Raw genomic sequence first — 22,348 nt, 5'->3', positions numbered from 1 at the left:
GGCAAAGACGGCCGGCCGGGCGCCGCTTGTGCCAGTGCCTGCAGCGCTGCATGCGAGCAGCGGCGCGGCTCGGGTATCCTGTCACGCCGCGCGGGTGGCGGCCAGCAGGGTTTGTGATCCACCAGGGAGAGCTTGAAACTTGTTGCTTACATTATTTCGTGAATTTCTGCAGATCTGCCTGTTCCGGCGCGGTCCGCAGGATCTGCCGGCGTCGACCCCGCTGCTGGTGCTGTGTCTGCTGGCCTCCGTCGTGGGCAGTATTGTTATCGCCGCAACCAGCCTGACGCTGTCCATGGCGGTGCTGTCGGCCGTGGCCGAGGCCCTGTTCATGTGCATGGCTGTCTACCTGCTGCTGTGGGCGCGCGGTCATGCGGCACGCTGGCAACAGACCGTGACCGCGATTGCCGGCACCGGCGTTATCCTGATCCTGCTGGCGTTGCCGTTACTCGCCTGGATCCTGGCCGCCGAGGCGCAGTCGGCGGCGGCCGGTCTACCGATTCTGCTATTTTACGGCATCATCATCTGGAACCTGATGGTGCTCGGCCATATTTTCCGACACGCGTTGTCGACCTTGCTACCCTTGGGCATTCTCGCGGCCCTGGTCTATTACTCGGCCTCGGTCGTGTTCATCAACTGGTTGATTCCGATTCCGGCGGCTAACTGATGCGCATACATATACTTGGCATTTGCGGTACGTTCATGGGCGGGCTGGCGCTGCTGGCGCGCGAGCTCGGCATCGAGGTCGAGGGTTCGGACGCACAGGTCTATCCGCCCATGAGCACGCAGCTGCAGGCGGCCGGCATTACGCTGAAGGAAGGTTACGAGCCGGCGCACCTGCAGCCGGCGCCGGATCTGGTCGTGGTCGGCAATGCCCTGTCGCGCGGCAACCCGGCGGTTGAGTACATTCTCGACCAGGGTCTGCCTTACGTTTCCGGGCCGCAGTGGCTGGCGCAGACCCTGCTGCACGAACGTCACGTGCTGGCCGTGTCCGGCACCCACGGCAAGACGACAACGACCAGCATGCTGGCCTGGATCCTGGAGTCGGCCGGACTGGCGCCGGGCTTCCTGATCGGCGGTGTGGCGCAGGATTTCGGCATTTCCGCCCGTGCCGGCGGCGGCCGCTATTTCGTCATCGAGGCGGACGAGTATGACAGCGCGTTTTTCGACAAGCGCTCGAAATTCATCCATTACTGCCCGGATACGCTGGTTATTAACAATATCGAGTTCGATCATGCTGATATCTTCCGCGATCTGGAGGATATCCGGCGCCAGTTCAATCACTTGATCCGGATCGTCCCGGGCCGTGGGCAGATCCTGGCACGCGCCGGTGACGCCGAAATCGATGCCGTGCTCGAGCGCGGTTGCTGGACGCCGCTGGCGCGTTTCGGTGTCGAGCAGGGCGACTGGCAGGCGCGCCTGTTGAGCGCCGACGGCAGCGCCTTTGCGGTCAGCCGGGCCGGCGAGGTACAGGCCGACGTCTGCTGGTCGCTGCTCGGCAGTCATAACGTCGAGAATGGCCTGGCCGCCATTGCCGCCGCCGCCCATGTCGGCGTCGAACCGGCCGCGGCCTGTGAAGCGCTGAGCCGTTTTCAGGGCGTACGCCGGCGCCTCGAGCAATACGCCTGCATTCGCGACATCACCCTGTATGACGACTTCGCCCATCATCCCACCGCGATCCGCGCGACGCTCGGTGCCCTGCGGCGGCGGGTGGGGGCGGCGCGCGTCATCGCCATCCTCGAGCCGCGTTCGAACACCATGAAACTGGGCGTGCACAAGGACGAACTGGCCGCGTCCCTGGCCGATGCCGACGCCATCCTGATATACCAGCCGTCTGGACTGGACTGGGATCTGAGTGCCGTGACCACGGCGCTGGCGGATCGCTGCCAAATCCTGACCGATACCGAGTCACTGATCGATGCCGCCGCCGAACTGGCCGGCCCCGGCGATCACGTCGTCATCATGAGCAACGGCGGTTTCGAGGGTCTGCATGGCCGGCTCGCCAGCCGCCTGCAGCTGGAGATGGAAAATGACTGAACTGCCACTATTTCCGCTGGGCACAGTGCTGTTTCCCGAGGGCCGGCTGGGACTGCGCATTTTTGAGCCGCGCTATCTGGATCTGGTCAGCCAATGCCTGCGCACCGACGGCACGTTCGGCGTCTGCCTGATCCGTGAAGGCCGCGACACCGGCGCGCCGGCGCTGCCCCATGATATTGGCACCGAGGCCCGCATCGTTGACTGGGATCGCAACGACGACGGCCTGCTGGCGCTGACCGTGCATGGCGAGCGGCGCTTTCGCATTGCCGGCAGCCGCGCGCAGGCCGACAACCTGCTGCTGGGCGAAGTCGAATGGCTGGCCGACGAACCCGAAGCCCTGCCGGCCGAATACACGCCGCTGGCGGATCTCCTGTGGCAGTTGCTGCAACGCGTCGAGCCGGACCGTGCTGAAGCGGGCGAGCGCTTCAGTGACGCCGCCTGGGTCGGCTATCGGCTGGCCGAGTGTTTGCCCCTGCAGCCCGGGCAGAGCCAGGCCTTGCTGGCGCAACCGGATCCTCTGCTACGCCTGCAGTCGCTGGCCGCGGTGGTGCAGGCGGTCGACGAGCACGCCGGAGAGTAATTATTTTAAAGACCGCTTAAAGACCGCGAATTCACGCAAATTGAATACGCCTTTGCACGCTGCATTCATGAGGCAACCACCCACTTGAGTCCGTTTAGCTATCTTTAACCAATAGGTAGGCAAGGAGGAACCTGCCGATGGGGGAAGGGTACCTTCTGCCTTCAGATCACTGCAGAAAAGTTTGCTTCTAGTTAGTATTCGCGTGAATTCGCGTTCATTTGCGGTCCTCTTCTTCAGTACACCGCGATATCATCAGGTTCCTCGATCACCGGGTTGCTCAGGCGTCCGATGCCGTCGATTTCGATGCTGACGGTGTCGCCGGGTTTCAGGTAACCGCGCGGCTTCATCTTCACGCCGACGCCGCTGGAGGTGCCAGTGGCGATGATGTCGCCGGGCATCAGGGTCATTACGCTCGACAGGTACTCGATGAGGTCGTAGCAGTCGAAGATCAGGTGGCGGGTATTGGTCGACTGGCGCCGCTCGTCGTTGACCCAGGTTTTCAGGTCGAGCGCATGCGGGTTGCCGACTTCGTCCGGTGTCACCAGCCACGGGCCGATCGGGCCGTGCGTATCGAATGACTTGCCCAGCGTCCAGGTGTGCGAACGCATCTGCCAGTCGCGCACCGACACGTCGTTGACGACGAGGTAACCGCCGACCACGTCCGCCGCCCGCTCGCGCGGTACCTGGCGGCAACGCTTGCCGATGACCACGCCGAGTTCGCCCTCGTAGTCGAGTTTTTCCGAGACCCTGGGCCGATGAATGGCGGCACCGGGGCCGATGATGCAGCTCGACTGCTTGTTGAACACGGTCGGGTATTCCGGTCGCTCGAGGCCGGTTTCCTGGACGTGGTCCTCGTAGTTGAGACTGACACCGAAGAATTTCTGCGGGTTCTGCACCGGCGCCAGCAGCTCGACTTCCGCCAGCGATAGGCGCCGGCCACCTGATACCGCCAGTTTCTCCAGGGCCGTGCGTGCCGCCGGGCCGGCGGCGAGAAAATCGATCAGGTTGTCGGGCAGGCTGCTGTCGGCACAGACGACCTGATCATCGACCACGGCACCGATGGCGGTGGTCTCACCACTACGGAATGTAATAAGCTTCATGTTTTACAGCCTGTTGTGCGGTTATTGTCTTTTTGAATCATTGTACCCGAACCATCTTGTCGACTTCATCGTCACCACTACCATGTCGTTTGCCGGGCCTGGCGCCGATATCGGCGGCCAGCCCGCTTGCTGTGTTGCGGTCCGGCGTTACCGGTGGTCCGGGTGGCGCTGTCCGGGCGGGGGAGAAGCAGGCGTGAACAAGCGTCGCGCCCGGCAGATATTCGAACGCCTGCGCAAGGAAAAGCCCGAGCCGCAGGGCGAGCTGGCCTACTCGTCGCCGTTCGAATTGCTGACTGCCGTGATCCTGTCGGCGCAGGCGACCGATGCCGGCGTGAACAAGGCGACGGCGAAACTGTTCGGGGTAGCCAACACGCCCGAGGCGATCCTCGACCTGGGGCTGGCCAGACTGAAGAAACATATCAAGAGCATCGGTCTGTACAACAGCAAGGCGAAGAACATCATGGCGACCTGCCGCCAGCTGGTTGACCGGCACGGCGGCGAGGTGCCGGCCGATCGGGCGGCGCTGGAAGCGCTGCCCGGCGTTGGCCGCAAGACTGCCAACGTGGTGCTGAACATCGCCTTCGGCCAGCCGACCATGGCGGTCGACACGCATATTTTCCGCATCGGTAATCGCACCGGTCTGGCGCCCGGCAAGACGCCGCTGGAGGTCGAAAAGGGCCTGGTCAGCATTATCCCGGCGGAATTCATGCAGCACGCCCATCACTGGCTGATCCTGCACGGCCGCTACGTCTGCAAGGCGCGCAGCCCGGCTTGCGGCGAATGCGTTATCAACGACCTGTGCGAATGGTCGGACAAGCACCAGTTCATGGCCGCAGCCGGCTGATACTGCAGCCGGCCGCCGCGGTTTCAGTTACACTGGAGCCTACGGCACTGGCATGCTGCACTGCCAGCAAGCTGCTGATACAGTTGATTAACTGACCGGGGGGCCGCTACCAGGTGGCGGTTGGTGACATGGGGGCAACGGTACTCAATCTGTTCGAGGGCAGTGACGACCATTCCATCCAGCGTCAGCTGGGGTTTCTGGCCGAGATCAGCCAGTCGTTCGCCAGTTCGCTGGATATCGACGAGGCGCTGCAGAACGCCCTCAGCCAGTTCCTCAAATACCTGAATGCCGAGGGTGCAGCGATCTTCCTGCTTGAGGAGGATGGCCGCGAACTGGTCTGCCGCGGCTGTGTTGGCCCGGTCGATGTGACCGGCCTGCGGCTGACGCCGAACCAGGGCATCGTCGGCCGCGCCGTCAGCCAGCACGAGTGCCAGATGGTGCGCGACGTCAGCCAGGATCCGGACTTCTATCACCAGGCCGACCAGCAAAGCGACTTCCAGACCCGTTCGATCCTGTGTGCGCCGCTGATGGTGCGTGGCGAATGCCTCGGTGCGCTCGAATTGCTCAACAAGCAGACCGGCGACGGCCTGTTTGCCGACAGCGATCGTCATCTGACCGCGGCGCTGGCCTCGGCGGCGGCGCTGGCGATTCACAACAGCCGCATGGCGCAGTCGCTGATCGAGCAGCAGCGGCTGCAAAAGGAGCTCGAACTGGCGCGCGAGATCCAGGTCGGTCTGTTGCCGCCAGCGGCCGGCGACACGTTTCCCGTGCAGGCGGTGAACCTGCCGGCGCAGGCGGTGTCCGGCGATTTTTACGACTATTTCCAGCTCGCGGACGGCCGCATCTACTTCAATCTCGCCGACGTCTCCGGCAAGGGCATGAATGCGGCGCTGCTGATGGCCCGGGCCAGCAGCCTGCTGCATTACCTGGCAAAGACGGAGACCGACCCCGGCCGCATTCTGGGACTGGCCAACGAGGCGCTGTGCGAGACCGCCTCGCACGGCATGTTCATCACTATCGTCAGCGGTTTTTTCAATCCGCATAATGGCAGTGTCAGCTTTGCCAATGCCGGCCACCTGCCGCCGCTGTTCCAGGATGCCGACGGCCATTTCCACGAGTACGCAGCCGCCGTGCCGCCACTGGGTGTGCTCGCCGACAGCGAGTTTCCGACCCAGACATTGCAGCTGGCCGGTGGCTGCCTGTATCTGTATACCGATGGCGTTACCGAGAGCCGTGACCTGCTTGGTGCGCAGCTGGAGGTGCGGGGCTTCAAGGACATCATCCGCGCGCACGCCGACAAGTCGTTGCCGCAGCGCCTGATGAACCTGATCAACGATATTATGCGCGACCAGTCGCCGCATGATGATACGACGCTGATGCTGATCGGATGTCCACCGCGCTGATGCACAAGCTGCTGGAACTGCGCATTCCCTCGCACCCGGACCGGCTGTGCCTGGTGCGGGTGCTGGTCAGGCGCAGTGCCCAGCTTGCCGGTTGCCATGACCAGCTGAGTGAACAACTGGTGCTTGCCGTCAACGAGGCCTGTATGAATATCATGCAGCACGCCTACCAGGGCGATGAGTCGGGTGAAATTGTGCTCGAAATTTTCAATAATGGGGACAGCATACATTTCCACCTGCGCGACTTTGCCCGACCGGTGGATCTGGAGCGGATCAAGCCACGTGCACTCGGCGATGTGAAGCCGGGTGGTCTGGGAACGCATTTCATTCGTGAAATCATGGATGAATGCCGGATCGGCCATCTTGAGGGTGGTGATGGCAACTATCTCGAGATGCGTCGTAAAATCAGCGGCGAGAACGCAAGCTAGCGCTATAGCATGGGGATGCAAAAGTTATAGCGGCGTTTCTGACACGGGGAGAGTCAGGTTCATGTCATACAACCAGCGCCAGCACGAAGGTGTCAGTATCATCGAGCTGAGCGGCGAGATCGATCTGTCGCAGTCACCGATAGCGCGTCAGCAGATTCTCGGCGTCATCGAGTCCGGCCAGGATCTGCTGGTCGACATGGCTGCGGTCAGCTATATCGACAGCTCCGGGGTCGCCAGTCTTGTCGAGGGCTATCAGGCGGCACGCAAAAACCAGCGGCAGTTCGCACTGGTTGCGGTCAGCAACAGCGCCATGAGCGTACTCAGCCTGGCACGTCTGGACCAGGTATTTCCGATCTACGCCAGCGTCGACGCCTACTTCCAGCAGGATGACTGAAGCTTCCACCAGTTGGCCGGCGAAAGCCCACTCCGGCGTCGAACAGCTGGGCCGGCTCAGTGTGCGCACGGTCGAGGAGCTCGGCTATACCGGCGCATTACTGATCGAAAGTCTTTACTGGATAATCATCGGGCCGTTCAAGCGCCAGCCGATCAGCGTGCCGGCCGTGTTTGCCCAGATGATGTCGATTGGCATTGCCGCGGCACCCATCATTTTCATTCTGTCGTTTGCCATCGGTGTCATGCTGGCCATCCAGGGCATTCATTCACTGAAGACCTTCGGTGCCGAATCACAGGTGGTCGTCGGCATCGCGCTGTCGGTGACCCGTGAGTTCGGACCGTTGATCACCGGTATTCTCGTGGCCGGTCGCTCAGGCTCGGCGCTGGCTGCGCGTATTGCCACCATGCAGGTCTCGCAGGAAGTCGATGCGTTGCGGGTGATGGGTATCAACCCGGTACGCTATCTGGTTGCGCCGGCCCTGCTGGCGATGCTCGTCATGGTGCCAACGCTGACATTCCTGGCCGATCTGGCCGGGCTGTTCGGCGGTGCGGTCTACACCTCGGTGGAGCTGGGTCTGAGCTATACGGCGTACCTGGATCGCAGCCTGGCGGCGCTGAGCGTGAATGATCTTTCACAGGGGCTGGTGAAGAGCGGTGTGTTTGCCACGATCATTGCCCTGGTCGGTGTCAGCAACGGTTTCCAGGTCAGCGGCGGCGCCGAGGGCGTCGGTCGCGTCACCACCCGCGCGGTGGTGCTGTCGATTTCCTACATCGTCATCGCTGACATGATCTTTACCTATTTCCTGAATCGCTGATGAACGCAACACTGCACCAGCCGGTTATCGAGATCGACAAGCTCGTTACGCATTACGGCACTACCGAGATCCTGCACGGCATCGATCTCGAGGTACACGAAGGCGAGATCATGATCATCATGGGCGGCAGCGGCTCCGGCAAGAGTACGCTGCTGCGGTATCTGCTGGGCCTGGGCATACCCACCAGCGGCAGTATCCGTTTGCTTGGCCAGGACATCACGCGCTGTGATGCCGACGCGATGTACCAGCTGCGCCGGAATATGGGCGTGGCATTTCAGGGCGGTGCACTATTGTCATCGCTGAGTGTGGTCGAGAACGTCATGCTGCCGTTGCGCGAACACACCAAGCTCGACGAAAAGACCATGCGCATCATGGCGCGTATGAAACTCGAGGTGGTCAATCTCGGCGGCTATGAGGATATGATGCCGGCGGAACTGTCGGGTGGCATGATCAAGCGCGCCGCACTGGCACGGGCGATTGTCATGGACCCGAAACTGTTATTCTTCGACGAACCCTCGGCCGGACTGGATCCGGTGGTTGCGGCCGAACTGGATGAACTGATCCTGCGCCTGCGTGATGCCATGGGCATGACCATTGTCGTGGTTACGCATGAGCTGGACAGCGCCTTCAAGATCGCCGATCGCATTACCGTGCTGGATCGCGGCCATATACTGATCACCGACACTGTGACGGCGCTGCGCGCCTCGGATAACGAGCGCATTCAGTCGTTGCTCAATCGAACACCCAGCAAGGAACGCCTGGAAGCTGATGCCTACATGGATCGGTTGACGGCAGGTTAGAGGCGGACACACTGATTTATGAAACGTGACAACATCAACTATTTTGTCGTCGGCTGCTTCGTCCTCGGCCTGTTTGCCGTATTGCTGGTCGTGGTTTACCAGCTGACTGGCCGCAGCGGACCGAGTGATCAATACACGGTGGTTTACGACAATGTCGCCGGTATCAAGTATGGCACGCCGGTGCTCTACGAGGGCTATCAGGTTGGGCAGGTGGAGGCGCTGGAGCCGATGCGAAGCGACGGCGGCATGCGCTACGAGCTGACCCTGAGCGTGCAGCGCGACTGGCATATTCCCAGTGACAGCGTCGCCAGGGTGGTCGCTTCCGGACTGCTGTCATCCATGACCATCGAGATCGAGGAAGGCGACAGTGACGTCATGCTGGAACCGGGCAACGAAATTGCCGGCCGAGAGGCGGCCAGCCTGTTTGCGGTGGTCAACGACGTCGCGGCCCAGTTTCAGCAACTGTCCGAGGACAGCCTGAGGCCGTTGCTGGACACCCTGACGCGTGATGTCGACCGCTTGACCGGTGAGTTGTTGACCCTGACCCGCGAGGATCTGCGGCCGTTGTTCAGTGATCTGCAGAATAAACTTGACCGGACCGAGTTTATTGATGAAACCAATCGTTTGATCACAACGCTGAATCGCTCGGCCGACAATCTCGAACAGATGCTTGGCGATTCGAACCAGCAACATGTGGCGCACACACTTGACAACCTGCAGTCGGCCTCAGTCAGCCTGAATACGCTGCTGACCAATATCGATGAGACCCGCGTCCACATGGACGGTGTACTCGCCGGGGTCGACGGCCTGGTGACTGATAACAGGGCCGATTTGCAGACCTCTGTCAATCAGCTGCGCAGCGCTCTGGAAACGATAGCCACCAATATCGATGCCATCACCTACCACTTGCAGGGGACCAGCCGCAATATGAATGAATTCAGTCGTCAGTTGCGTGCCAACCCGGGTGTCCTGCTGCGCGGTACGGCAGCCGAAGACGCGGCCGAGGAGGACAGTCAGTGAAAAAAGCGGCACTTGCGCTATTGATCGGTCTGGTGGGGTGTGCGGCGCCGTCGCCGGCACCCGAGGACCACTTTTACCGTCTGCCGGCTGCGGATGCCGGGCACTGTAACGGTCAATTGACCGCGGACACCTTGCGTGTCGCGGCGTTTCGCACCGACGGGCTGTTGCACGAACGGGGAATCGTCTACAGCGATAGCAACGATAGTGTGGAATTGAAAAAACATGACTACCATCTGTGGCAGCAGGCCCCGGCTGACCTGGTACGCGACCATCTGTTGAATTACCTGCGTGACTGCCAGACGGCAGCCACGGTGACACGTGCAGCCGATGTGCCGGCCGAATTCGTGATCGCCGGCTATCTCGGGGAGTTCATGCAATTCGGAAAGGCAGGTCCGGAATATGTTGTCGTCACGCTGGAACTGCAGCTACGGCACGGGGCGCAAGCCAGGCCGTTACTGGTGAAGACCTATAGCGAGCGTGAGCCGGTCAGCGACGCCGCCATGCCGGCGTTGGTCAACGCCTTTGGCCGGGCGCTGGAGCGAGTCTACGAACGTTTCCTCGCCGATGCGCGGCCGGTGGCGAGTGAACGGCTACGGCAGGAATAATCGGCCGGCGACCGGCTGAGTCCAGTACCACGAAACCGAGATCCATGCCTAACCGCCTCAAGCGACTCTGGCCCCTGCTGGCCATCAACCTGTGTGTGTTGGTGCTGGGCCTGCTGCATGTACTGAGCCCCGCGGGCAGCGCATTGCACTGGTCATTCATCGATACGATCGAAAACCTGGCCTATGACAGCCGCATGCTGCTGACCATGGAAGCGGACCGGGACGATCGTATCGTCATCGTCGACATCGACGAGGACAGTCTGGCCGAGGTCGGGCGCTGGCCCTGGGGTCGCGACAAACTCGAGCTGATGGTCGAACAGCTGTTCGACCAGTACCAGGCCCGCCTGGTCGGTTTCGACGTTGTCTTTGCCGAGCCGGATGACAGTTCCGGTCTGCGTGTGCTGGAACGGCTCGCCGCCGACGAACTGGCCGATCAACCGGCGTTCCACGACGAGCTGGCAAACCTGCGTGACGAACTTGACTACGATCAGCGTTTCGCTGCCAGTCTGCGCGGGCGGCCGGTGTTGCTGGGATATTACTTCCGGCGCGACGAAGCCGAGGCCAACAACCGCAGTGGCGCCTTGCCACCGCCGGTGCTGAGCGCGGCGGATTTCCGGCCGAACAGTGCCCATGCCCTGGAAGCCAACGGTTATGGTGCCAACCTGGCGATTTTCCAGGAAGCCGCCAGCGGCGGCGGCCATTTCAATCCCGAGATCGACAGTGACGGCGTGGTTCGGCGGGTGCCCATGCTGTTCGAGTTCGAGGGCGACTACTACGAGTCGCTGTCACTGGCCATGGCCCGCCGCATCGTCGGTGCCGACCGGGTCGAACCCGGCTATGCCGGGTCCGGCCCGTTCGGCGACAGCGGTTACAGCGGTCTGGAATGGTTGCAGGCGGGCGGTTTACGCATACCCGTCGATGAGCGCCTGCGCGCGCTGGTACCGTACCGCGGTCGCTACGGCAGCTTCCCCTACGTTTCCGCCGCCGACGTGCTGTCCGGCGCTGTCCCTGACGAGGTCCTGCACGATCGCATCGTCCTGGTCGGCACCTCGGCACCGGGCCTGTTCGACCTGCGCTCGACACCGGTGCAAAGCGAGTATCCCGGTGTCGAGATCCATGCCAACCTGGTCGCCGGCATACTCGACAACCGTATCATGGAACGGCCGGCGTATACGCTCGGTGCCGAGTTCATCCACCTGTTGCTGGCCGGCCTGATCATGCTGGCTCTGCCATTACTGTCGCCGTTGCTGGCAACGACCGGATTTGCCGCGCTGCTGCTGGCGTCGGCCGGCCTCAACCTGTGGGTCTGGAATGCCGCCGACCTGGTCCTGCCGATCGGCAGCGTGCTGGTACTGATAATGCTCATGTTCGTGCTCAACATGACCTATGGCTTCTTTTTCGAGCAGCGCAACAAGCGCCAGCTTAGCGGCCTGTTCGGCCAGTACATTCCGCCGGAACTGGTCGACGAGATGAGCGCCAACCCGCAGGCTTATTCACTGGCCGCGGAAAACCGCGAAATGTCGGTGCTGTTTTCCGACGTGCGCGGCTTTACCACGATTTCCGAGTCAATGGCGCCGGCCGAGCTGGCCGATCTGATGAACAGTCTGCTGACACCGATGACCCGGGTGATCCATGGCCAGCGCGGTACCATCGACAAGTATATGGGTGACGCCATCATGGCATTCTGGGGCGCACCGCTGCCGGATCCGGATCATGCCCGCCATGCCGTCGAGGCGGCCCTGCAAATGGTTGCGCGTATGCATGAATTGCAGGCGGAGTTCCAGGCGCGCGGCTGGCCGGCGATCCGGGTCGGCGTCGGCATCAACAGCGGTGACATGAGCGTCGGCAACATGGGCTCGGAATTCCGTCGTGCCTATACAGTGCTGGGTGACGCAGTGAATCTGGGGGCGCGGCTGGAGGGTCTGACCAAGAACTATGGCGTCGACATCCTGGTCAGCGAATTCACCCGCGAGGCCGTACCGGATCATGCCTTCCGCGAGATCGACCGGGTGCGGGTCAAGGGTCGCGACGAGCCATTGACCATCTACGAGCCGCTGGGAGCGAAAGCCGAACTCGATCCGGGCGTACGCGATGAGTTGAAGCTGTACCAGGAAGCGTTGCGGCTATACCGCAACCAGGACTGGGATCTGGCCGAGATGCAGCTACTGAATTTGCAGCAACGTACGGCACTGAAACTGTACGCGGTGTATATCGAGCGGATTCAGTTTTTCCGCCAGCAGCCGCCGGGCGACGACTGGGACGGCGTGTTCACGCACACGAGCAAGTAGGATTGGTTAACGGGTTGATTGGTGATGAGTGATTGGCTGGCCTGACTCCGGTGGGAGCGGATTAAAATCCGCGAATGCTTTAGATCATGTTTCGCCGATCGCAATCGGCTTCTACGAAGATTGATTCTGGAATCGTAGGAGCGGCGACCCCGCCGCGAATGGGCTGTTAAAAGGGCATTCGGCCCGGGCGGCCGCCTACTGAACCGACGAGAACTCCATCTTGATGCCGGCCAGCTCGATCATGTCGTTGTCCTTCAGCGCGTAGGCCTTGGGACCGATGGCCTCGCCGTTGACCAGTGGGTAGCGCTTGCCGTCGCCGTCGCTTTCGATGTGGGTGAGGAAGTAGCCCTGTGGCCGGCGCGAGATCACGGCCACCTGGGTGCCGGGCTTGCCCAGCGTAATGAGTGCCTTGGAGAGTTCCAGTTCCTTGCCGGCGATCGGGCCGTTCAGCACCGTCAGGCGGCCCAGCGGCATGCTGCCCGGTGCCGTGGTCGTGCTTTTCGCCGCGCTTTCGGTCGAGGTGCTGACCCCGGCGGCGGTGCCGGCGGCCTTTTCCGCGGCCTGCGCCGCGGCTACGGCGGCACTGGCCGAGCCCGGCTTGATGATCATGGTCTTTTCGAATTCGTCGTCGTCAGCCGAGGCGTGCTCGTTGATGTACTTGAGCTCGTGCTTGCCGATGGCAACGACGTCACCATCCTTCAGGGCGTGTTTCTTGATGAGCTTACCGTTGACGTAGGTGCCGTTGGTGCTGCCCAGGTCCTCAAGGAAAGAGTCGTCGAGAATCGTGATGATCAGGGCGTGTTTGCCACTGACCGCCAGATTATCGATCTGGATATCGTTCTCGGGTTTGCGTCCGATGGTGACCCGTTCCTTGTCGAGTTCATACTCGCCCTGAACGGCCCCGTTCATGCTCAAGACCAGCTTTGACATAGCAATATCCTTTACCCAATCCAGACGTACTAATTAAACCAATTCAGCAGTCTTCGGGTAATGCTCCCTTTCCGGTTTGATGCCCCCAGTTTACGGACCAGGATCACGGAGACGTTGTCCCGACCGCCCTTGCTGTTCGCCAGCTGCACCAGTTCGCGAGCTGACTGTACAAGATTAGCACTATATTTTCTTAGGGTTAAGCGAATTTCTTCATCATTTACCATATCATTGAGGCCGTCCGAACAGAGCAGGTAGATATCGCCCTCCCGGACCGTCTCTTCCAGTATATCCACCTCGACCGTGGATTCTATACCCAAGGCCCGGGTGACCAGGTTCTTCGGCGTGTGGGCGACAGCCTGCTCCTCGGTGTACAGACCGCGGCTGACCAGCTCCTGGATGAGGGAGTGATCGGCGGTGATCTGCTCGAGCCGGGCATCGCGCAGGCGGTACAGGCGCGAGTCACCGACGTGGGCGATGCTCAGCTGGTCGCCCCGCATCAGCAATACGACCACAGTGGTGCCCATGCCACGGCAACTGGCCTCGTTCTGGGCGATTTTGAAGATGCTGTGGTTGGCGTCGCTGATCGCCTGTTTCAGCAGCAGCGACTCGTCGCGGTAACCGCTGTCACCGGCGGTCTGGCCGCTGCGCCGCAGCCTGGGTAAACCGGTGCGGACATTGTGCATGATCGAGGTTACGGCTATGGCGCTGGCGACCTCGCCGGCCTTGTACCCTCCCATGCCGTCGGCGAGGATGGCCAGACCGAGGCTTTCATCGCTGCCGGTGCTGTCCTCGTTATGCGGCCGTTTCTGGCCGACATCGGAGAAGTTTGCGATTTCTACCCGGCCGCTCATGCCCATGCGATGTCAGTCCAGTGTCCCCAGACACTGTTGCAGATCGGCCGCCAGTTCGCTACCACGCTGGTAACGTTCATCCGGGTTCTTGTTCAGGACCCGGTCGATGATGGCCGCGACACAGGGGGCTTCCTGCAGGACGGAGGGTTTGACCTGACCGATGTCCGGGTGCGGATCGTTGGCGATCATGTACATCAATGTCGCCATTGAGTCGCCCTTGAACGGCAGGCGGCCGGCCAGCATCTGGTAGAGCATGACGCCGAGCGAAAACAGGTCCGAGCGGCCGTCCACCTTCTTGCCGGCCAGCTGCTCCGGTGACATGTACGACGGTGTGCCGAGCACGACGCCGGTCTTGGTTTTGCTGGAGTCGGTAATGCGGGCGATGCCAAAGTCGGTCAGCTTGATCTGACCGCTGTCCGGTTCGAACATGATGTTGGCCGGTTTGATGTCGCGGTGTACGACCTGGTTGCTGTGGGCGTAGTCGAGCGCACTGGCGGCAGCGGCCATGATTTCGAGCACGCGCCGCGCCGGCAACAGTGCATCCGGCTTGGTGTAACGCATCATGTCGTGGCCCTTGAGGAATTCCATGGCGATATAGGCCAGATCGTGTTCTTCGCCGGCGTCGTAGATCGTGACAATATTCGGATGGGTCAGACGGCCGGCGGTCTCCGCCTCGCGGAAGAAACGGTCCTTGGCCTCGTCGAGTTCGTCGCCCTCGAATTCCTGCGACAGCGCCAGCGTCTTGATGGCGACGACGCGGTTGATCTTCGGATCGCGGCCCTGGTAAACCACGCCCATCGCGCCCTTGCCAAGCTCCTTCTCCACTTCGTAGCGTCCGAGCATGGGCTTGGACACGCCGTCGGTGCTGGCGATCAGCGTCGCCGTCGGACCACTGGAACCGGCTCCCATGATGAAGGTGTCCTGCATGTTGCGGCTGCGCGCCAGGCGGTCCTTGATGTCCTTGTAGTTGCCGTCGAACGTTGCCATGTACTCGTAGACCGACGCCGCCTTGTTGAACTGCCGCTTGCGCTCGTAGTCCAGTGCCAGGTTGTACAACGGATCCATGATGTGCTCGTCCAGCGGGCACTTGCGGAATTTCTCCATGGCCATGTCGAGCTGGCCCTGTTGCTGGAAGGCGAGCCCCAGCATGCGGTTGCTCTCGGCCGAGGATTCGTCGGCGCGGCGCTTGCCCCACTCGGTGACCAGTACGCGCTTGGTGAACAGCAGCAGGTAACCGGTGACCAGCAGCGCCGTCGGCCACATCAGCGGCAGCCACAATGATTCCTGGATTAGCAGATACTGGCTACTGCCGAACAGCGCCAGCAACAGTACGACGCTGGAGATGGCGGCGATGCCGGCAGTCATGCGCGGCAACGCCAGCAGCAGGAACAGGGCGATAAGCATGAAAGCGCCAAGGCTGGCCCAGTCCGCCCACGGCGGCTGGGTGAAGAAGTCCTGGTTGAGGATGCTGGCAACGACGTTGGCCAGCACCAGTACCGGTGGCATGCCCTCGGCGATCGGCGTCTGGAACGGTGTGCCGACACCAAATGCCGTGGCGCCGAGCAGCACGATCCGGTCCTGATACTTGTCGACCGGGATTTTGCCTTCGGCGACATCGTAAAAGGAATCGACCTCGAACGCCGGGCGCCCGCCGTTATCCTGGTAGAAGAACGGGTACATGCGGCTGATCGGGTCGGTCAGGATTTCCAGGTTACCGAGCCGGACCGCCTCGCCGAGTTCGACCTGAATGTCCTCCGGGGACAGGTTGAGGCTGCGGGCGGCAATCTGCAGGGCCAGGGACGGATAGTAGTTGCCGTTGTAGTCCACCAGTAATAGCTCCGAGCGCACCGCGCCGTCGACGTCCCACCAGGTATTCATATGACCGATGGCGTCGGCAGTGTCGGCCAGCGGCGCGATCGGCGGGGTAGCCGACTCCGCCGGCCAGGGACTGCCAGCGTCCGGATTGCCGCTGGCGGCGACCTGGTTGCGGCGGATGGACTCGGGCAGCCCGGATTCCGGCCGGCTCAATACCACGCCGCTGCGCGACAGGTCGAACTGCATGCCGAGCACCACGTTACCGGCCCGATCCATACTCGAGGCGAGCTGGCTGTCGGTGTCGAGTGACTGGCGGGCGTCCAGCAAGCGCTGTTCCAGTTCGCCGAGCCCTGGCAAGCTGTATTCGGTCAGGTTCCATTCCTCGAACGTGCTGACCAGATCGTTGATGTGACGCAGTCCCGGGTCGATCTGGGGTTCCGACAGCAGGATGGTGTTGCCGATGACGTCGGCGCCGCCGTCGGCGAGTTTCTCGATCATGTTGCCGAGGCGGTCACGCGGCCACGGCCAGCGGCCGAGATTGCTGATGCTTTCGTCATCGATGGCGATCACGGCGACCTGGTCCCCGGGTGACTGCTGCGACAGTCTGACGCCGAGATCGTAGGCGCTGCGCTCGAAGCCCTCGATCAGCGCCGATCGGGCCAGCAGTAAAAACGCAATGATGATGACCAGTGCCAGAAACCAGTCACGTTGCCAGAATCCCCTTTTCATGGCCGCTTCGCTTTTGTTGTGGTTATGAGTGGTAGCCCCCGAAACAATACTACACTGCTTTTTTTCAGGGTTCTATCGGTCGAACCGGGCGCCGGCTAGGGACACTCGGCATCGAGGTAATCGCGCAGCTGTTGTTCCTGTCGGGCACGTTCATCGTCATCGAGTATGCGGCGCTCGCCGCTGGCGGTGTCCTCGTACAGGTACTGCGAGTGCTCGTAGCGCCACAGCTGTTGGCGGGCCTGTTCGCAGCGGCGTTCACGTTCTTTTTTTTGCCGCGCCTGTTCCTCGGCTTTGCGGCGGGCGGTCGTGCGTTCATCAGCGAACTGTTGCAGCAGCCGGTCGCGTTTTTCCCGGCGCTGTTCGCGCTCCGGGTCCGGCGCCGCCGGTGTCCGGTCGATGTCCAGCGATTGGGCGCTGCCAGTGGCCGGTTTGTCGCCGTAATGGACCTGGCCCTGCTCATCGACCCACTTGTAGACTTCGGCGCCGGCGCCGATCGGTAACAGCAACAGCAGGGTGAACAGGGTCGCTCGCTGCATGGCGGTGCGGGATTGGGAGGGCGGATCAAAAAAGCCCCTGATAGGGCAGGGGCTCTTGCGGGCCGGATTCAGCGTTCGAGATATTCGAGTTTGTCTTTGACGTCCTTCCATTCGTCGGCGTCATCCGGCGGGTCTTTCATTTCGTTGAGGACCGGCCATTGCTGGGCCAGCTCGGCATTGAGCTCGAGAAATTTCTGCTGATCCTCGGGCACATCATCCTCGGACATGATGGCGTCGACCGGGCACTCCGGTTCGCACAGGGTGCAGTCGATGCACTCGTCCGGGTCGATGACCAGCATGTTCGGACCTTCATGGAAGCAGTCCACCGGGCAGACTTCAACGCAGTCGGTGTACTTGCACTTGATGCAGCTTTCAGTAACGACAAATGTCATGTGCGTATCCTGACGATAAAATGGCTTAGATTTATAATATCAACTAAACGCGTAATGATACCGTGCGCGCCGCCCATAAATAAAGAATAAATCCCCGTTGACGGTCGTTTCAGCGCTCTTCGTCCAGCATGCGGCGCAGCTGGTAAAGCAGCTGCAGGGCGTCACGCGGGCTGGTTGTATCCGGGTCGACGGCGGCCAGTGTCGTGGTGATTTTGTCCGCCGTATTCTGTTCAGCGGTCGGCTGAAACAGGTCGGGCTGGGCGCGTTCATCGGGCAGCGCCTGCGATTCCAGCTGTTGCAGGCGTTCGCGGGCGCGGTCGACCACCGCTGCCGGTACGCCCGCGAGCAGCGCGACCTGCAGGCCGTAGCTGCGATCCGCCGGCCCCGGTTCGACACTGTGCAGGAAGACGATGCGGTCGCCGTGTTCGACCGCGTCCAGGTGGACGTTGTCGACGCCGGCATGGTCCTGCGGCAGTGTGGTCAGCTCCATGTAATGCGTGGCGAACAGTGTCAGTGCGCCGGTTTCGTCGGCCAGCCGGCCGGCCACCGCCCAGGCCAGCGCCAGGCCGTCGAAGGTGCTCGTGCCGCGGCCGATCTCGTCGAGCAGTACCAGGCTTTGCGGTGTGGCGTTGTTGAGAATGGTGGCCGTTTCGGTCATTTCCACCATGAAGGTGGAACGGCCGCCGGCGAGGTCGTCACTGGCACCGATGCGGGTGAAAATGCGGTCGATGGTGCCGCAGCGGCAGGTCTCGGCGGGGACGAAGCTGCCGGCGTGCGCAAGCAGCACGATCAACGCCGTTTGCCGCATATAGGTCGATTTTCCGCCCATGTTCGGTCCGGTAATGATCAACATGCGGCGCTCGTCATTGATCACGAGATCATTCGGCACGAACGCTTCCGACTGCAGTTGTTCGACCACCAGGTGGCGGCCGGCGCGAATATCGATGCCGGCCGCATCGCCGAGTTCGGGCGCTGCCAGGTTGAGGCTTTCGGCGCGTTCGGCGAACGTCGCCAGCACGTCCAGCGCGGCGATCGCGGCGGCGGCGGTCTGTAGCGGTGTCAGCGCGCTGCCGAGCTGTTCCAGCAGACCGGTGTAGAGTTCGCGCTCGCGTGCCAGCGCGCGCTCGCGCGCGCTCAGGACCTTGTCTTCATGTTCCTTGAGTTCCGGCGTGATGTAACGCTCGGCGGCCTTCAGGGTCTGGCGGCGCTGGTAGTGCGCCGGCACGGCCGCGGCCTGGGCGCGACTGACCTCGATGTAATAGCCGTGGACGCGGTTGAAGCCGACCTTCAGCGTGCCGATGCCGGTAGCCTCGCGCTCGGCCTGCTCGAGCCGGGCAATGAAGTCGCCGGCGTCGCTGCTCAGGCGCCGCAGTTCGTCGAGTTCGCTGTCGTAGCCGTCGGCAATGACACCGCCGTCGCGCACGAAAGCCGCGGGCTCGTCGGCGACGGCGCGTACCAGCAGCTCGTGCCAGCCGGGATCGACCTGCAGTTGATCGGCGAGTTCGTCCAGCAGCGGGCTGTACAGCGGCTCAAGCGCCGCGCGCAGTGGTGGCAGGCAGGCGAGACCATGGCGCAGTTGGACCAGGTCGCGTGGCCGCGCGCTGGCGAGCGCGATGCGGGCCAGGATGCGTTCGACGTCGCCGATGTCGCCCAGGGTTTCGCGCAGCGGCCGGTAGTGGCGGTCGTCGAGCAGGCGGGCAACGGCTTGGTAGCGCGCGCGCAGGCAATCCCGGTCACGCAGGGGCCGTGTCAGCCAGCGGCGCAGGCAGCGGCTGCCCATGGGCGTGGCGGTGGTGTCCATGACCCGCAGCAGGCTGTGGTCACGGCGTCCCGACAGATCCTGCTCGATTTCCAGGTTCCGGCGGCAGGCGGCGTCCAGCATGATGCTGTCGCTGGCCGGTTCCAGCCGCGGTGGCAACAGGTGCGGCAGGGCGCTGCGCTGGGTTTCTTCCAGGTAGTGGAGCAACGCGCCGGCGGCGGCCAGCGCCTGGTTGGCCGCGTCGCAGCCGTAACCGGCGAGGCTGTCGACACCGTACTGCCGGCACAGTCGCGGCCGCGCGCGCTGGCTGTCGAATTGCCAGCCGGGGCGTTCATTCGCGGCGACGGGCAACTCGCCGGCGGCTGCACCGGCGGCGTCCGGATACAGCAGCTCGGCCGGCTGCAAGCGCTCGAGTTCGGCCAGCAGCGTCGCCGCGTTGTCCGGCTCGGACAGCATGAAACGGCCGCTGGACAGCTCCAGCGTGGCCAGACCGAAGGTTTCCGTGTCCTTTCGCGGCGGCTGCACGGCAACCAGCAGGTTGTCGCTGCGCGCATCGAGCAGCGCCTCGTCGGTCAGTGTGCCGGGCGTGACGATGCGCGTGACCTGGCGCTCGACCGGTCCCTTGGCCTGCGCCGGGTCGCCGATCTGGTCGCAGATCACGACCGATTCGCCCTGCCGTACCAGGCGGGCGAGATAGCTTTCCACGGCGTGGATCGGCACCCCGGCCATCGGGATCGGTTCGCCGGCCGAGCTGCCGCGGCGGGTCAGGGTGATGTCCAGCAGACGGGCGACCTTGCGGGCGTCGTCGTAGAACAGTTCGTAGAAGTCGCCCATGTGGAAAAACAGCAGCTTGTCCGGATACTCGGCCTTGAGACCGAGGTACTGCTGCATGACCGGGGTGTGCGACGGGGTGTGTTGGCCGGTGGTGCTCATGGCCATCAGTTTAGCGCCGACGGGCCACCATATGCATTACGGACAGGCACCCTGGCGGGTGGCCGGCGACTGCAAGCGCACGATCGCCTGGGCGTTGAGCGGAAAACGGTTGTTCGTCAGGCAGGTGCGCTCGATGCTGTCGCCGCTGCCATAGGTGCCGATGCAGTGGGGACACATGTCGTCCGGCAGTTGGGTGAGTATCGTCGTCAGCATGCGATCGATGAACGGTACGTGCAGCGGGTAGCAGTACACCACCCGCAGCTTGAGCAGGTTGGCGTCCTGAACGGTTTGCTGCGAGGCGCCCTTGACCGCGGCGTCACGGTACATGAGGTTGTCACTGGGTATCTGGCAGGTGCCGTCAACATCGATGCCATGGTCGCGGAAGGAATCGTCGCTCGGGTTGATCAACTGGAATTCGGCGAACGCTGGCTCCGTGTCGGAGCCGGTGATCTCGGCACGGACAAGATCGCGCGCCGCGGCGGTACGATCGACGCCGGGATCCTCGCTGATATCCATGTACATGGCTGCCATGGCGCGGGCGGCCTCGAAGGTGGCGTAGTTCAGGGTCGTCTTGGCCTGGTAGAGCAGGGCGAACTGGATGGCTCCGAATACCAGCAGAAACATCACCGGCGTGACGATGATGAACTCGACCATGCTCTGGCCCGGCTGGTGTCGCCTCGGGAAGCGGTTATGTAAGCGCATTGCCGGCATCGTGTCGGTACGCTAGTTCGCCGCCGCCTCTGCCGGGGGCGCGGTTGCCGTGCCGCCGAAATCCGATTCCAGCAGTTGGGTCATGGTATCCAGCAGCAGGGTGGCGCGTTCATGCAGCGGATCGTCCGGTTCGGTGACGTCTTCAAGGTACATGAAGCTGTTGCTTGCCTGGCGCAGCTGGACGATGCCCATGTTGTGCCAGGCCTTGGCGTGCTTCGGCTTGCGTACCAGGGTTTCCTGGTAGGCGGCGATCGCGTCGGCGGGACGACCCTGGCGCGCGTAGATGTTGCCCAGCCGGAACCACGAGTCGGCTTCCTTCGGAACCTGTTCGGTCAATTGGACATAGGCGCGCTCGGCCGTCTCCCAGTCGCCCTTGTTGTAGGCCTGGACGGCCTTTTCCCGTAGTTCCTGGGTATTGGTCGCCGTCGTTTCGCTCGCTGTGGCGTCCGGGCGCAGGTTCTGTGGCTGGCAACCGCCCAACAACAGCAGACCCAGTAGCATCAGGGCCATGTTTCGATTGATTGTCGTCAACGCGTACTTCAAGTTAATTCTCCGGCGTAACTGCTAATAGGACTGTAAACCTGGTGCCCTTACCCGGCCAGCAGGCATTGCGATGACCATGGCTGCACCCGAACAGAACAACAAACATCGTGGCGCCAGGTTGTGAACCAGTTTGCGGATGGTTCAGTCGCGCCGCAGATGCGCCAGATCCAGCGCATAACGTATACCGAAGGTATGTACCGATTGAGAATAGAACAGCCAGGGTAAAGCTCGACGCGGCATTACTCGCTGACGTTGCCGGTATAGCTGTTCAGCTTGTTGTCTATTTCGCCTTGTTGTTTGGTGGTGTTGGCAGAAGCATCGGCTGCTTTACGCACGTCGGTACCATGCTGACCCGGGTGCGTGTTGCCAAAAAAGCCGTAGGCCGCGATGGCCGCGATGGCAATCAGTGCCACGATGATGATGTACTCAATCATGTTCTGGCCGAACTGTCTCAGGAATGATTTCATATTCCCCCGGTGTTCTATCTGGAATCGCCACGCCGTTTGCGTTGCGCATACTTTTTTGCGCCGGTATGCAGACATACTCCCTGTAAGCCTGATTGTTGCCGCAAACGCCCGCCACCGCAATCTCCTGCACTGCCGGGGCAGTTTTAAACATGGGTCATGACTAGTTAAGAGGCCGTTTTCGGCACAGTATCAGCAGTACCGGATAAAGGTTTTGGCCCCGATGATTAAACCTGAACTCACATTCTTTGAGATGCAAGTAGAACGTTGCTTTTTTCATGCCCCGAAAGCGGGTCAGCCGCGACTTGGCAAAGCCCCAGAAGCCCTCAATGCCATTGATGTGGGCTTTGTCACGCACAAACTCATCACGGCCATGAT

Annotated in this window: 23 protein-coding genes and 1 pseudogene; 12 read left to right on the top strand and 12 right to left on the bottom strand. The window is 62.2% G+C overall.

What is annotated here, in order from left to right; translation table 11 throughout:
- Window positions 1-139 precede the first annotated feature (139 nt).
- The 3 genes from J2T55_RS05195 to J2T55_RS05185 are packed head-to-tail and all read left to right on the top strand — an operon-like array spanning window position 140 to window position 2,614.
- On the top strand, window positions 140-664 hold the full coding sequence (locus J2T55_RS05195; RefSeq protein WP_259054651.1) for a hypothetical protein: 525 nt from the start codon (window positions 140-142) through the stop codon (window positions 662-664).
- A complete protein-coding gene (mpl, locus tag J2T55_RS05190; protein ID WP_259054650.1) occupies window positions 664-2,034 on the top strand; it encodes a UDP-N-acetylmuramate:L-alanyl-gamma-D-glutamyl-meso-diaminopimelate ligase in 1,371 nt (456 codons plus the stop codon). Before J2T55_RS05195 ends, mpl begins: the two co-directional genes overlap by 1 nt.
- Entirely contained in the window at window positions 2,027-2,614 is a 588-nt protein-coding gene (locus J2T55_RS05185; RefSeq protein WP_259054649.1) for an LON peptidase substrate-binding domain-containing protein, read from the top strand. The genes mpl and J2T55_RS05185 overlap by 8 nt, the downstream gene beginning before the upstream one ends.
- A gap of 233 nt (window positions 2,615-2,847) precedes the next feature.
- Here the strand turns inward: J2T55_RS05185 and J2T55_RS05180 are convergent, their stop codons facing one another.
- A complete protein-coding gene (locus tag J2T55_RS05180) occupies window positions 2,848-3,714 on the bottom strand; it encodes a fumarylacetoacetate hydrolase family protein (RefSeq protein ID WP_259054648.1) in 867 nt (288 codons plus the stop codon).
- A 193-nt stretch (window positions 3,715-3,907) separates the two neighbouring features.
- Here J2T55_RS05180 and nth point away from each other — a divergent pair, with 193 nt between their 5' ends.
- The 9 genes from nth (at window position 3,908) to J2T55_RS05135 (ending at window position 12,307) form a co-directional block, all read left to right on the top strand.
- The gene (gene nth / locus J2T55_RS05175; RefSeq protein WP_259054647.1) at window positions 3,908-4,558 is read left to right on the top strand and encodes an endonuclease III; all 651 of its coding nucleotides are present in this window, start codon (window positions 3,908-3,910) and stop codon (window positions 4,556-4,558) included.
- Window positions 4,559-4,686: 128 nt separating this feature from the next.
- Window positions 4,687-5,961: a PP2C family protein-serine/threonine phosphatase gene (locus J2T55_RS05170; protein ID WP_259054646.1), complete on the top strand. Its 1,275-nt coding sequence runs from the start codon at window positions 4,687-4,689 to the stop codon at window positions 5,959-5,961.
- The gene (locus J2T55_RS05165) at window positions 5,946-6,386 is read left to right on the top strand and encodes an ATP-binding protein (protein ID WP_259054645.1); all 441 of its coding nucleotides are present in this window, start codon (window positions 5,946-5,948) and stop codon (window positions 6,384-6,386) included. Before J2T55_RS05170 ends, J2T55_RS05165 begins: the two co-directional genes overlap by 16 nt.
- A gap of 61 nt (window positions 6,387-6,447) precedes the next feature.
- Window positions 6,448-6,780, top strand: a complete 333-nt coding sequence (locus J2T55_RS05160; protein WP_259054644.1) for an STAS domain-containing protein — start codon at window positions 6,448-6,450, stop codon at window positions 6,778-6,780.
- Window positions 6,773-7,594, top strand: a complete 822-nt coding sequence (locus J2T55_RS05155) for an MlaE family ABC transporter permease (protein WP_259054643.1) — start codon at window positions 6,773-6,775, stop codon at window positions 7,592-7,594. The genes J2T55_RS05160 and J2T55_RS05155 overlap by 8 nt, the downstream gene beginning before the upstream one ends.
- Window positions 7,594-8,394 (top strand): ABC transporter ATP-binding protein, encoded by an 801-nt coding sequence (locus J2T55_RS05150; protein WP_259054642.1) that lies wholly within the window; start codon window positions 7,594-7,596, stop codon window positions 8,392-8,394. Before J2T55_RS05155 ends, J2T55_RS05150 begins: the two co-directional genes overlap by 1 nt.
- Window positions 8,395-8,412: 18 nt before the next feature.
- Window positions 8,413-9,414: an MlaD family protein gene (locus J2T55_RS05145; RefSeq protein WP_259054641.1), complete on the top strand. Its 1,002-nt coding sequence runs from the start codon at window positions 8,413-8,415 to the stop codon at window positions 9,412-9,414.
- The gene (locus J2T55_RS05140) at window positions 9,411-10,019 is read left to right on the top strand and encodes an ABC-type transport auxiliary lipoprotein family protein (protein ID WP_259054640.1); all 609 of its coding nucleotides are present in this window, start codon (window positions 9,411-9,413) and stop codon (window positions 10,017-10,019) included. Before J2T55_RS05145 ends, J2T55_RS05140 begins: the two co-directional genes overlap by 4 nt.
- 44 nt (window positions 10,020-10,063) lie before the next feature.
- On the top strand, window positions 10,064-12,307 hold the full coding sequence (locus J2T55_RS05135) for a CHASE2 domain-containing protein (protein ID WP_259054639.1): 2,244 nt from the start codon (window positions 10,064-10,066) through the stop codon (window positions 12,305-12,307).
- 195 nt (window positions 12,308-12,502) lie between these two features.
- On the opposite strand, the gene J2T55_RS05130 is transcribed toward J2T55_RS05135, so the two are convergent.
- The 11 genes and pseudogenes from J2T55_RS05130 to J2T55_RS05080 all read right to left on the bottom strand — a co-directional run.
- Entirely contained in the window at window positions 12,503-13,237 is a 735-nt protein-coding gene (locus J2T55_RS05130) for an FHA domain-containing protein (protein ID WP_259054638.1), read from the bottom strand.
- 29 nt (window positions 13,238-13,266) lie between these two features.
- On the bottom strand, window positions 13,267-14,094 hold the full coding sequence (locus J2T55_RS05125) for a Stp1/IreP family PP2C-type Ser/Thr phosphatase (RefSeq protein ID WP_259054637.1): 828 nt from the start codon (window positions 14,092-14,094) through the stop codon (window positions 13,267-13,269).
- Between the two features lie 6 nt (window positions 14,095-14,100).
- Complete coding sequence (locus tag J2T55_RS05120) at window positions 14,101-16,632, bottom strand: CHASE2 domain-containing serine/threonine-protein kinase (protein WP_259054636.1); 2,532 nt, start codon at window positions 16,630-16,632, stop codon at window positions 14,101-14,103.
- Between the two features lie 95 nt (window positions 16,633-16,727).
- Window positions 16,728-17,168, bottom strand: coding sequence for a DUF4124 domain-containing protein (locus J2T55_RS05115; RefSeq protein ID WP_259054635.1), 441 nt, complete (start codon window positions 17,166-17,168; stop codon window positions 16,728-16,730).
- A 68-nt stretch (window positions 17,169-17,236) separates the two neighbouring features.
- On the bottom strand, window positions 17,237-17,560 hold the full coding sequence (gene fdxA, locus J2T55_RS05110; RefSeq protein ID WP_259054634.1) for a ferredoxin FdxA: 324 nt from the start codon (window positions 17,558-17,560) through the stop codon (window positions 17,237-17,239).
- A gap of 109 nt (window positions 17,561-17,669) precedes the next feature.
- Window positions 17,670-20,258 carry a DNA mismatch repair protein MutS gene (mutS, locus tag J2T55_RS05105; RefSeq protein ID WP_259054633.1) on the bottom strand — a complete coding sequence of 863 codons (2,589 nt, stop codon included), beginning with the start codon at window positions 20,256-20,258 and terminating at the stop codon, window positions 17,670-17,672.
- 30 nt (window positions 20,259-20,288) lie between these two features.
- Window positions 20,289-20,954: a TadE family protein gene (locus tag J2T55_RS05100; RefSeq protein ID WP_259054631.1), complete on the bottom strand. Its 666-nt coding sequence runs from the start codon at window positions 20,952-20,954 to the stop codon at window positions 20,289-20,291.
- A 21-nt stretch (window positions 20,955-20,975) separates the two neighbouring features.
- Window positions 20,976-21,506: a tetratricopeptide repeat protein gene (locus J2T55_RS05095; protein WP_259054630.1), complete on the bottom strand. Its 531-nt coding sequence runs from the start codon at window positions 21,504-21,506 to the stop codon at window positions 20,976-20,978.
- A gap of 239 nt (window positions 21,507-21,745) precedes the next feature.
- A complete protein-coding gene (locus J2T55_RS05090; protein ID WP_407660040.1) occupies window positions 21,746-21,940 on the bottom strand; it encodes a hypothetical protein in 195 nt (64 codons plus the stop codon).
- Complete coding sequence (locus J2T55_RS05085; RefSeq protein ID WP_259054826.1) at window positions 21,933-22,124, bottom strand: hypothetical protein; 192 nt, start codon at window positions 22,122-22,124, stop codon at window positions 21,933-21,935. The genes J2T55_RS05090 and J2T55_RS05085 overlap by 8 nt, the downstream gene beginning before the upstream one ends.
- A gap of 9 nt (window positions 22,125-22,133) precedes the next feature.
- Window positions 22,134-22,348, bottom strand: a pseudogene (locus J2T55_RS05080) (IS1595 family transposase); the annotation flags it as partial.

This window comes from Methylohalomonas lacus, assembly GCF_024808875.1.
Taxonomy (GTDB): Bacteria; Pseudomonadota; Gammaproteobacteria; order Methylohalomonadales; family Methylohalomonadaceae; genus Methylohalomonas; species Methylohalomonas lacus.
This window is presented reverse-complemented; position numbering and strand designations above follow the sequence as displayed.

Coding starts and splice junctions, on each gene's coding strand:
- J2T55_RS05100 (WP_259054631.1), bottom strand. CDS start 20,954: ATGCGCTTACATAACCGCTTCCCGAGGCGACACCAGCCGGGCCAGAGC.
- J2T55_RS05120 (WP_259054636.1), bottom strand. CDS start 16,632: ATGAAAAGGGGATTCTGGCAACGTGACTGGTTTCTGGCACTGGTCATC.
- J2T55_RS05180 (WP_259054648.1), bottom strand. CDS start 3,714: ATGAAGCTTATTACATTCCGTAGTGGTGAGACCACCGCCATCGGTGCC.
- J2T55_RS05170 (WP_259054646.1), top strand. CDS start 4,687: ATGGGGGCAACGGTACTCAATCTGTTCGAGGGCAGTGACGACCATTCC.
- fdxA (WP_259054634.1), bottom strand. CDS start 17,560: ATGACATTTGTCGTTACTGAAAGCTGCATCAAGTGCAAGTACACCGAC.
- J2T55_RS05145 (WP_259054641.1), top strand. CDS start 8,413: ATGAAACGTGACAACATCAACTATTTTGTCGTCGGCTGCTTCGTCCTC.
- J2T55_RS05135 (WP_259054639.1), top strand. CDS start 10,064: ATGCCTAACCGCCTCAAGCGACTCTGGCCCCTGCTGGCCATCAACCTG.
- J2T55_RS05085 (WP_259054826.1), bottom strand. CDS start 22,124: ATGTTTAAAACTGCCCCGGCAGTGCAGGAGATTGCGGTGGCGGGCGTT.
- mpl (WP_259054650.1), top strand. CDS start 664: ATGCGCATACATATACTTGGCATTTGCGGTACGTTCATGGGCGGGCTG.
- J2T55_RS05165 (WP_259054645.1), top strand. CDS start 5,946: ATGTCCACCGCGCTGATGCACAAGCTGCTGGAACTGCGCATTCCCTCG.
- J2T55_RS05125 (WP_259054637.1), bottom strand. CDS start 14,094: ATGGGCATGAGCGGCCGGGTAGAAATCGCAAACTTCTCCGATGTCGGC.
- mutS (WP_259054633.1), bottom strand. CDS start 20,258: ATGGCCATGAGCACCACCGGCCAACACACCCCGTCGCACACCCCGGTC.
- J2T55_RS05130 (WP_259054638.1), bottom strand. CDS start 13,237: ATGTCAAAGCTGGTCTTGAGCATGAACGGGGCCGTTCAGGGCGAGTAT.
- J2T55_RS05155 (WP_259054643.1), top strand. CDS start 6,773: ATGACTGAAGCTTCCACCAGTTGGCCGGCGAAAGCCCACTCCGGCGTC.
- J2T55_RS05150 (WP_259054642.1), top strand. CDS start 7,594: ATGAACGCAACACTGCACCAGCCGGTTATCGAGATCGACAAGCTCGTT.
- J2T55_RS05115 (WP_259054635.1), bottom strand. CDS start 17,168: ATGCAGCGAGCGACCCTGTTCACCCTGCTGTTGCTGTTACCGATCGGC.
- J2T55_RS05160 (WP_259054644.1), top strand. CDS start 6,448: ATGTCATACAACCAGCGCCAGCACGAAGGTGTCAGTATCATCGAGCTG.
- J2T55_RS05090 (WP_407660040.1), bottom strand. CDS start 21,940: ATGATTGAGTACATCATCATCGTGGCACTGATTGCCATCGCGGCCATC.
- J2T55_RS05185 (WP_259054649.1), top strand. CDS start 2,027: ATGACTGAACTGCCACTATTTCCGCTGGGCACAGTGCTGTTTCCCGAG.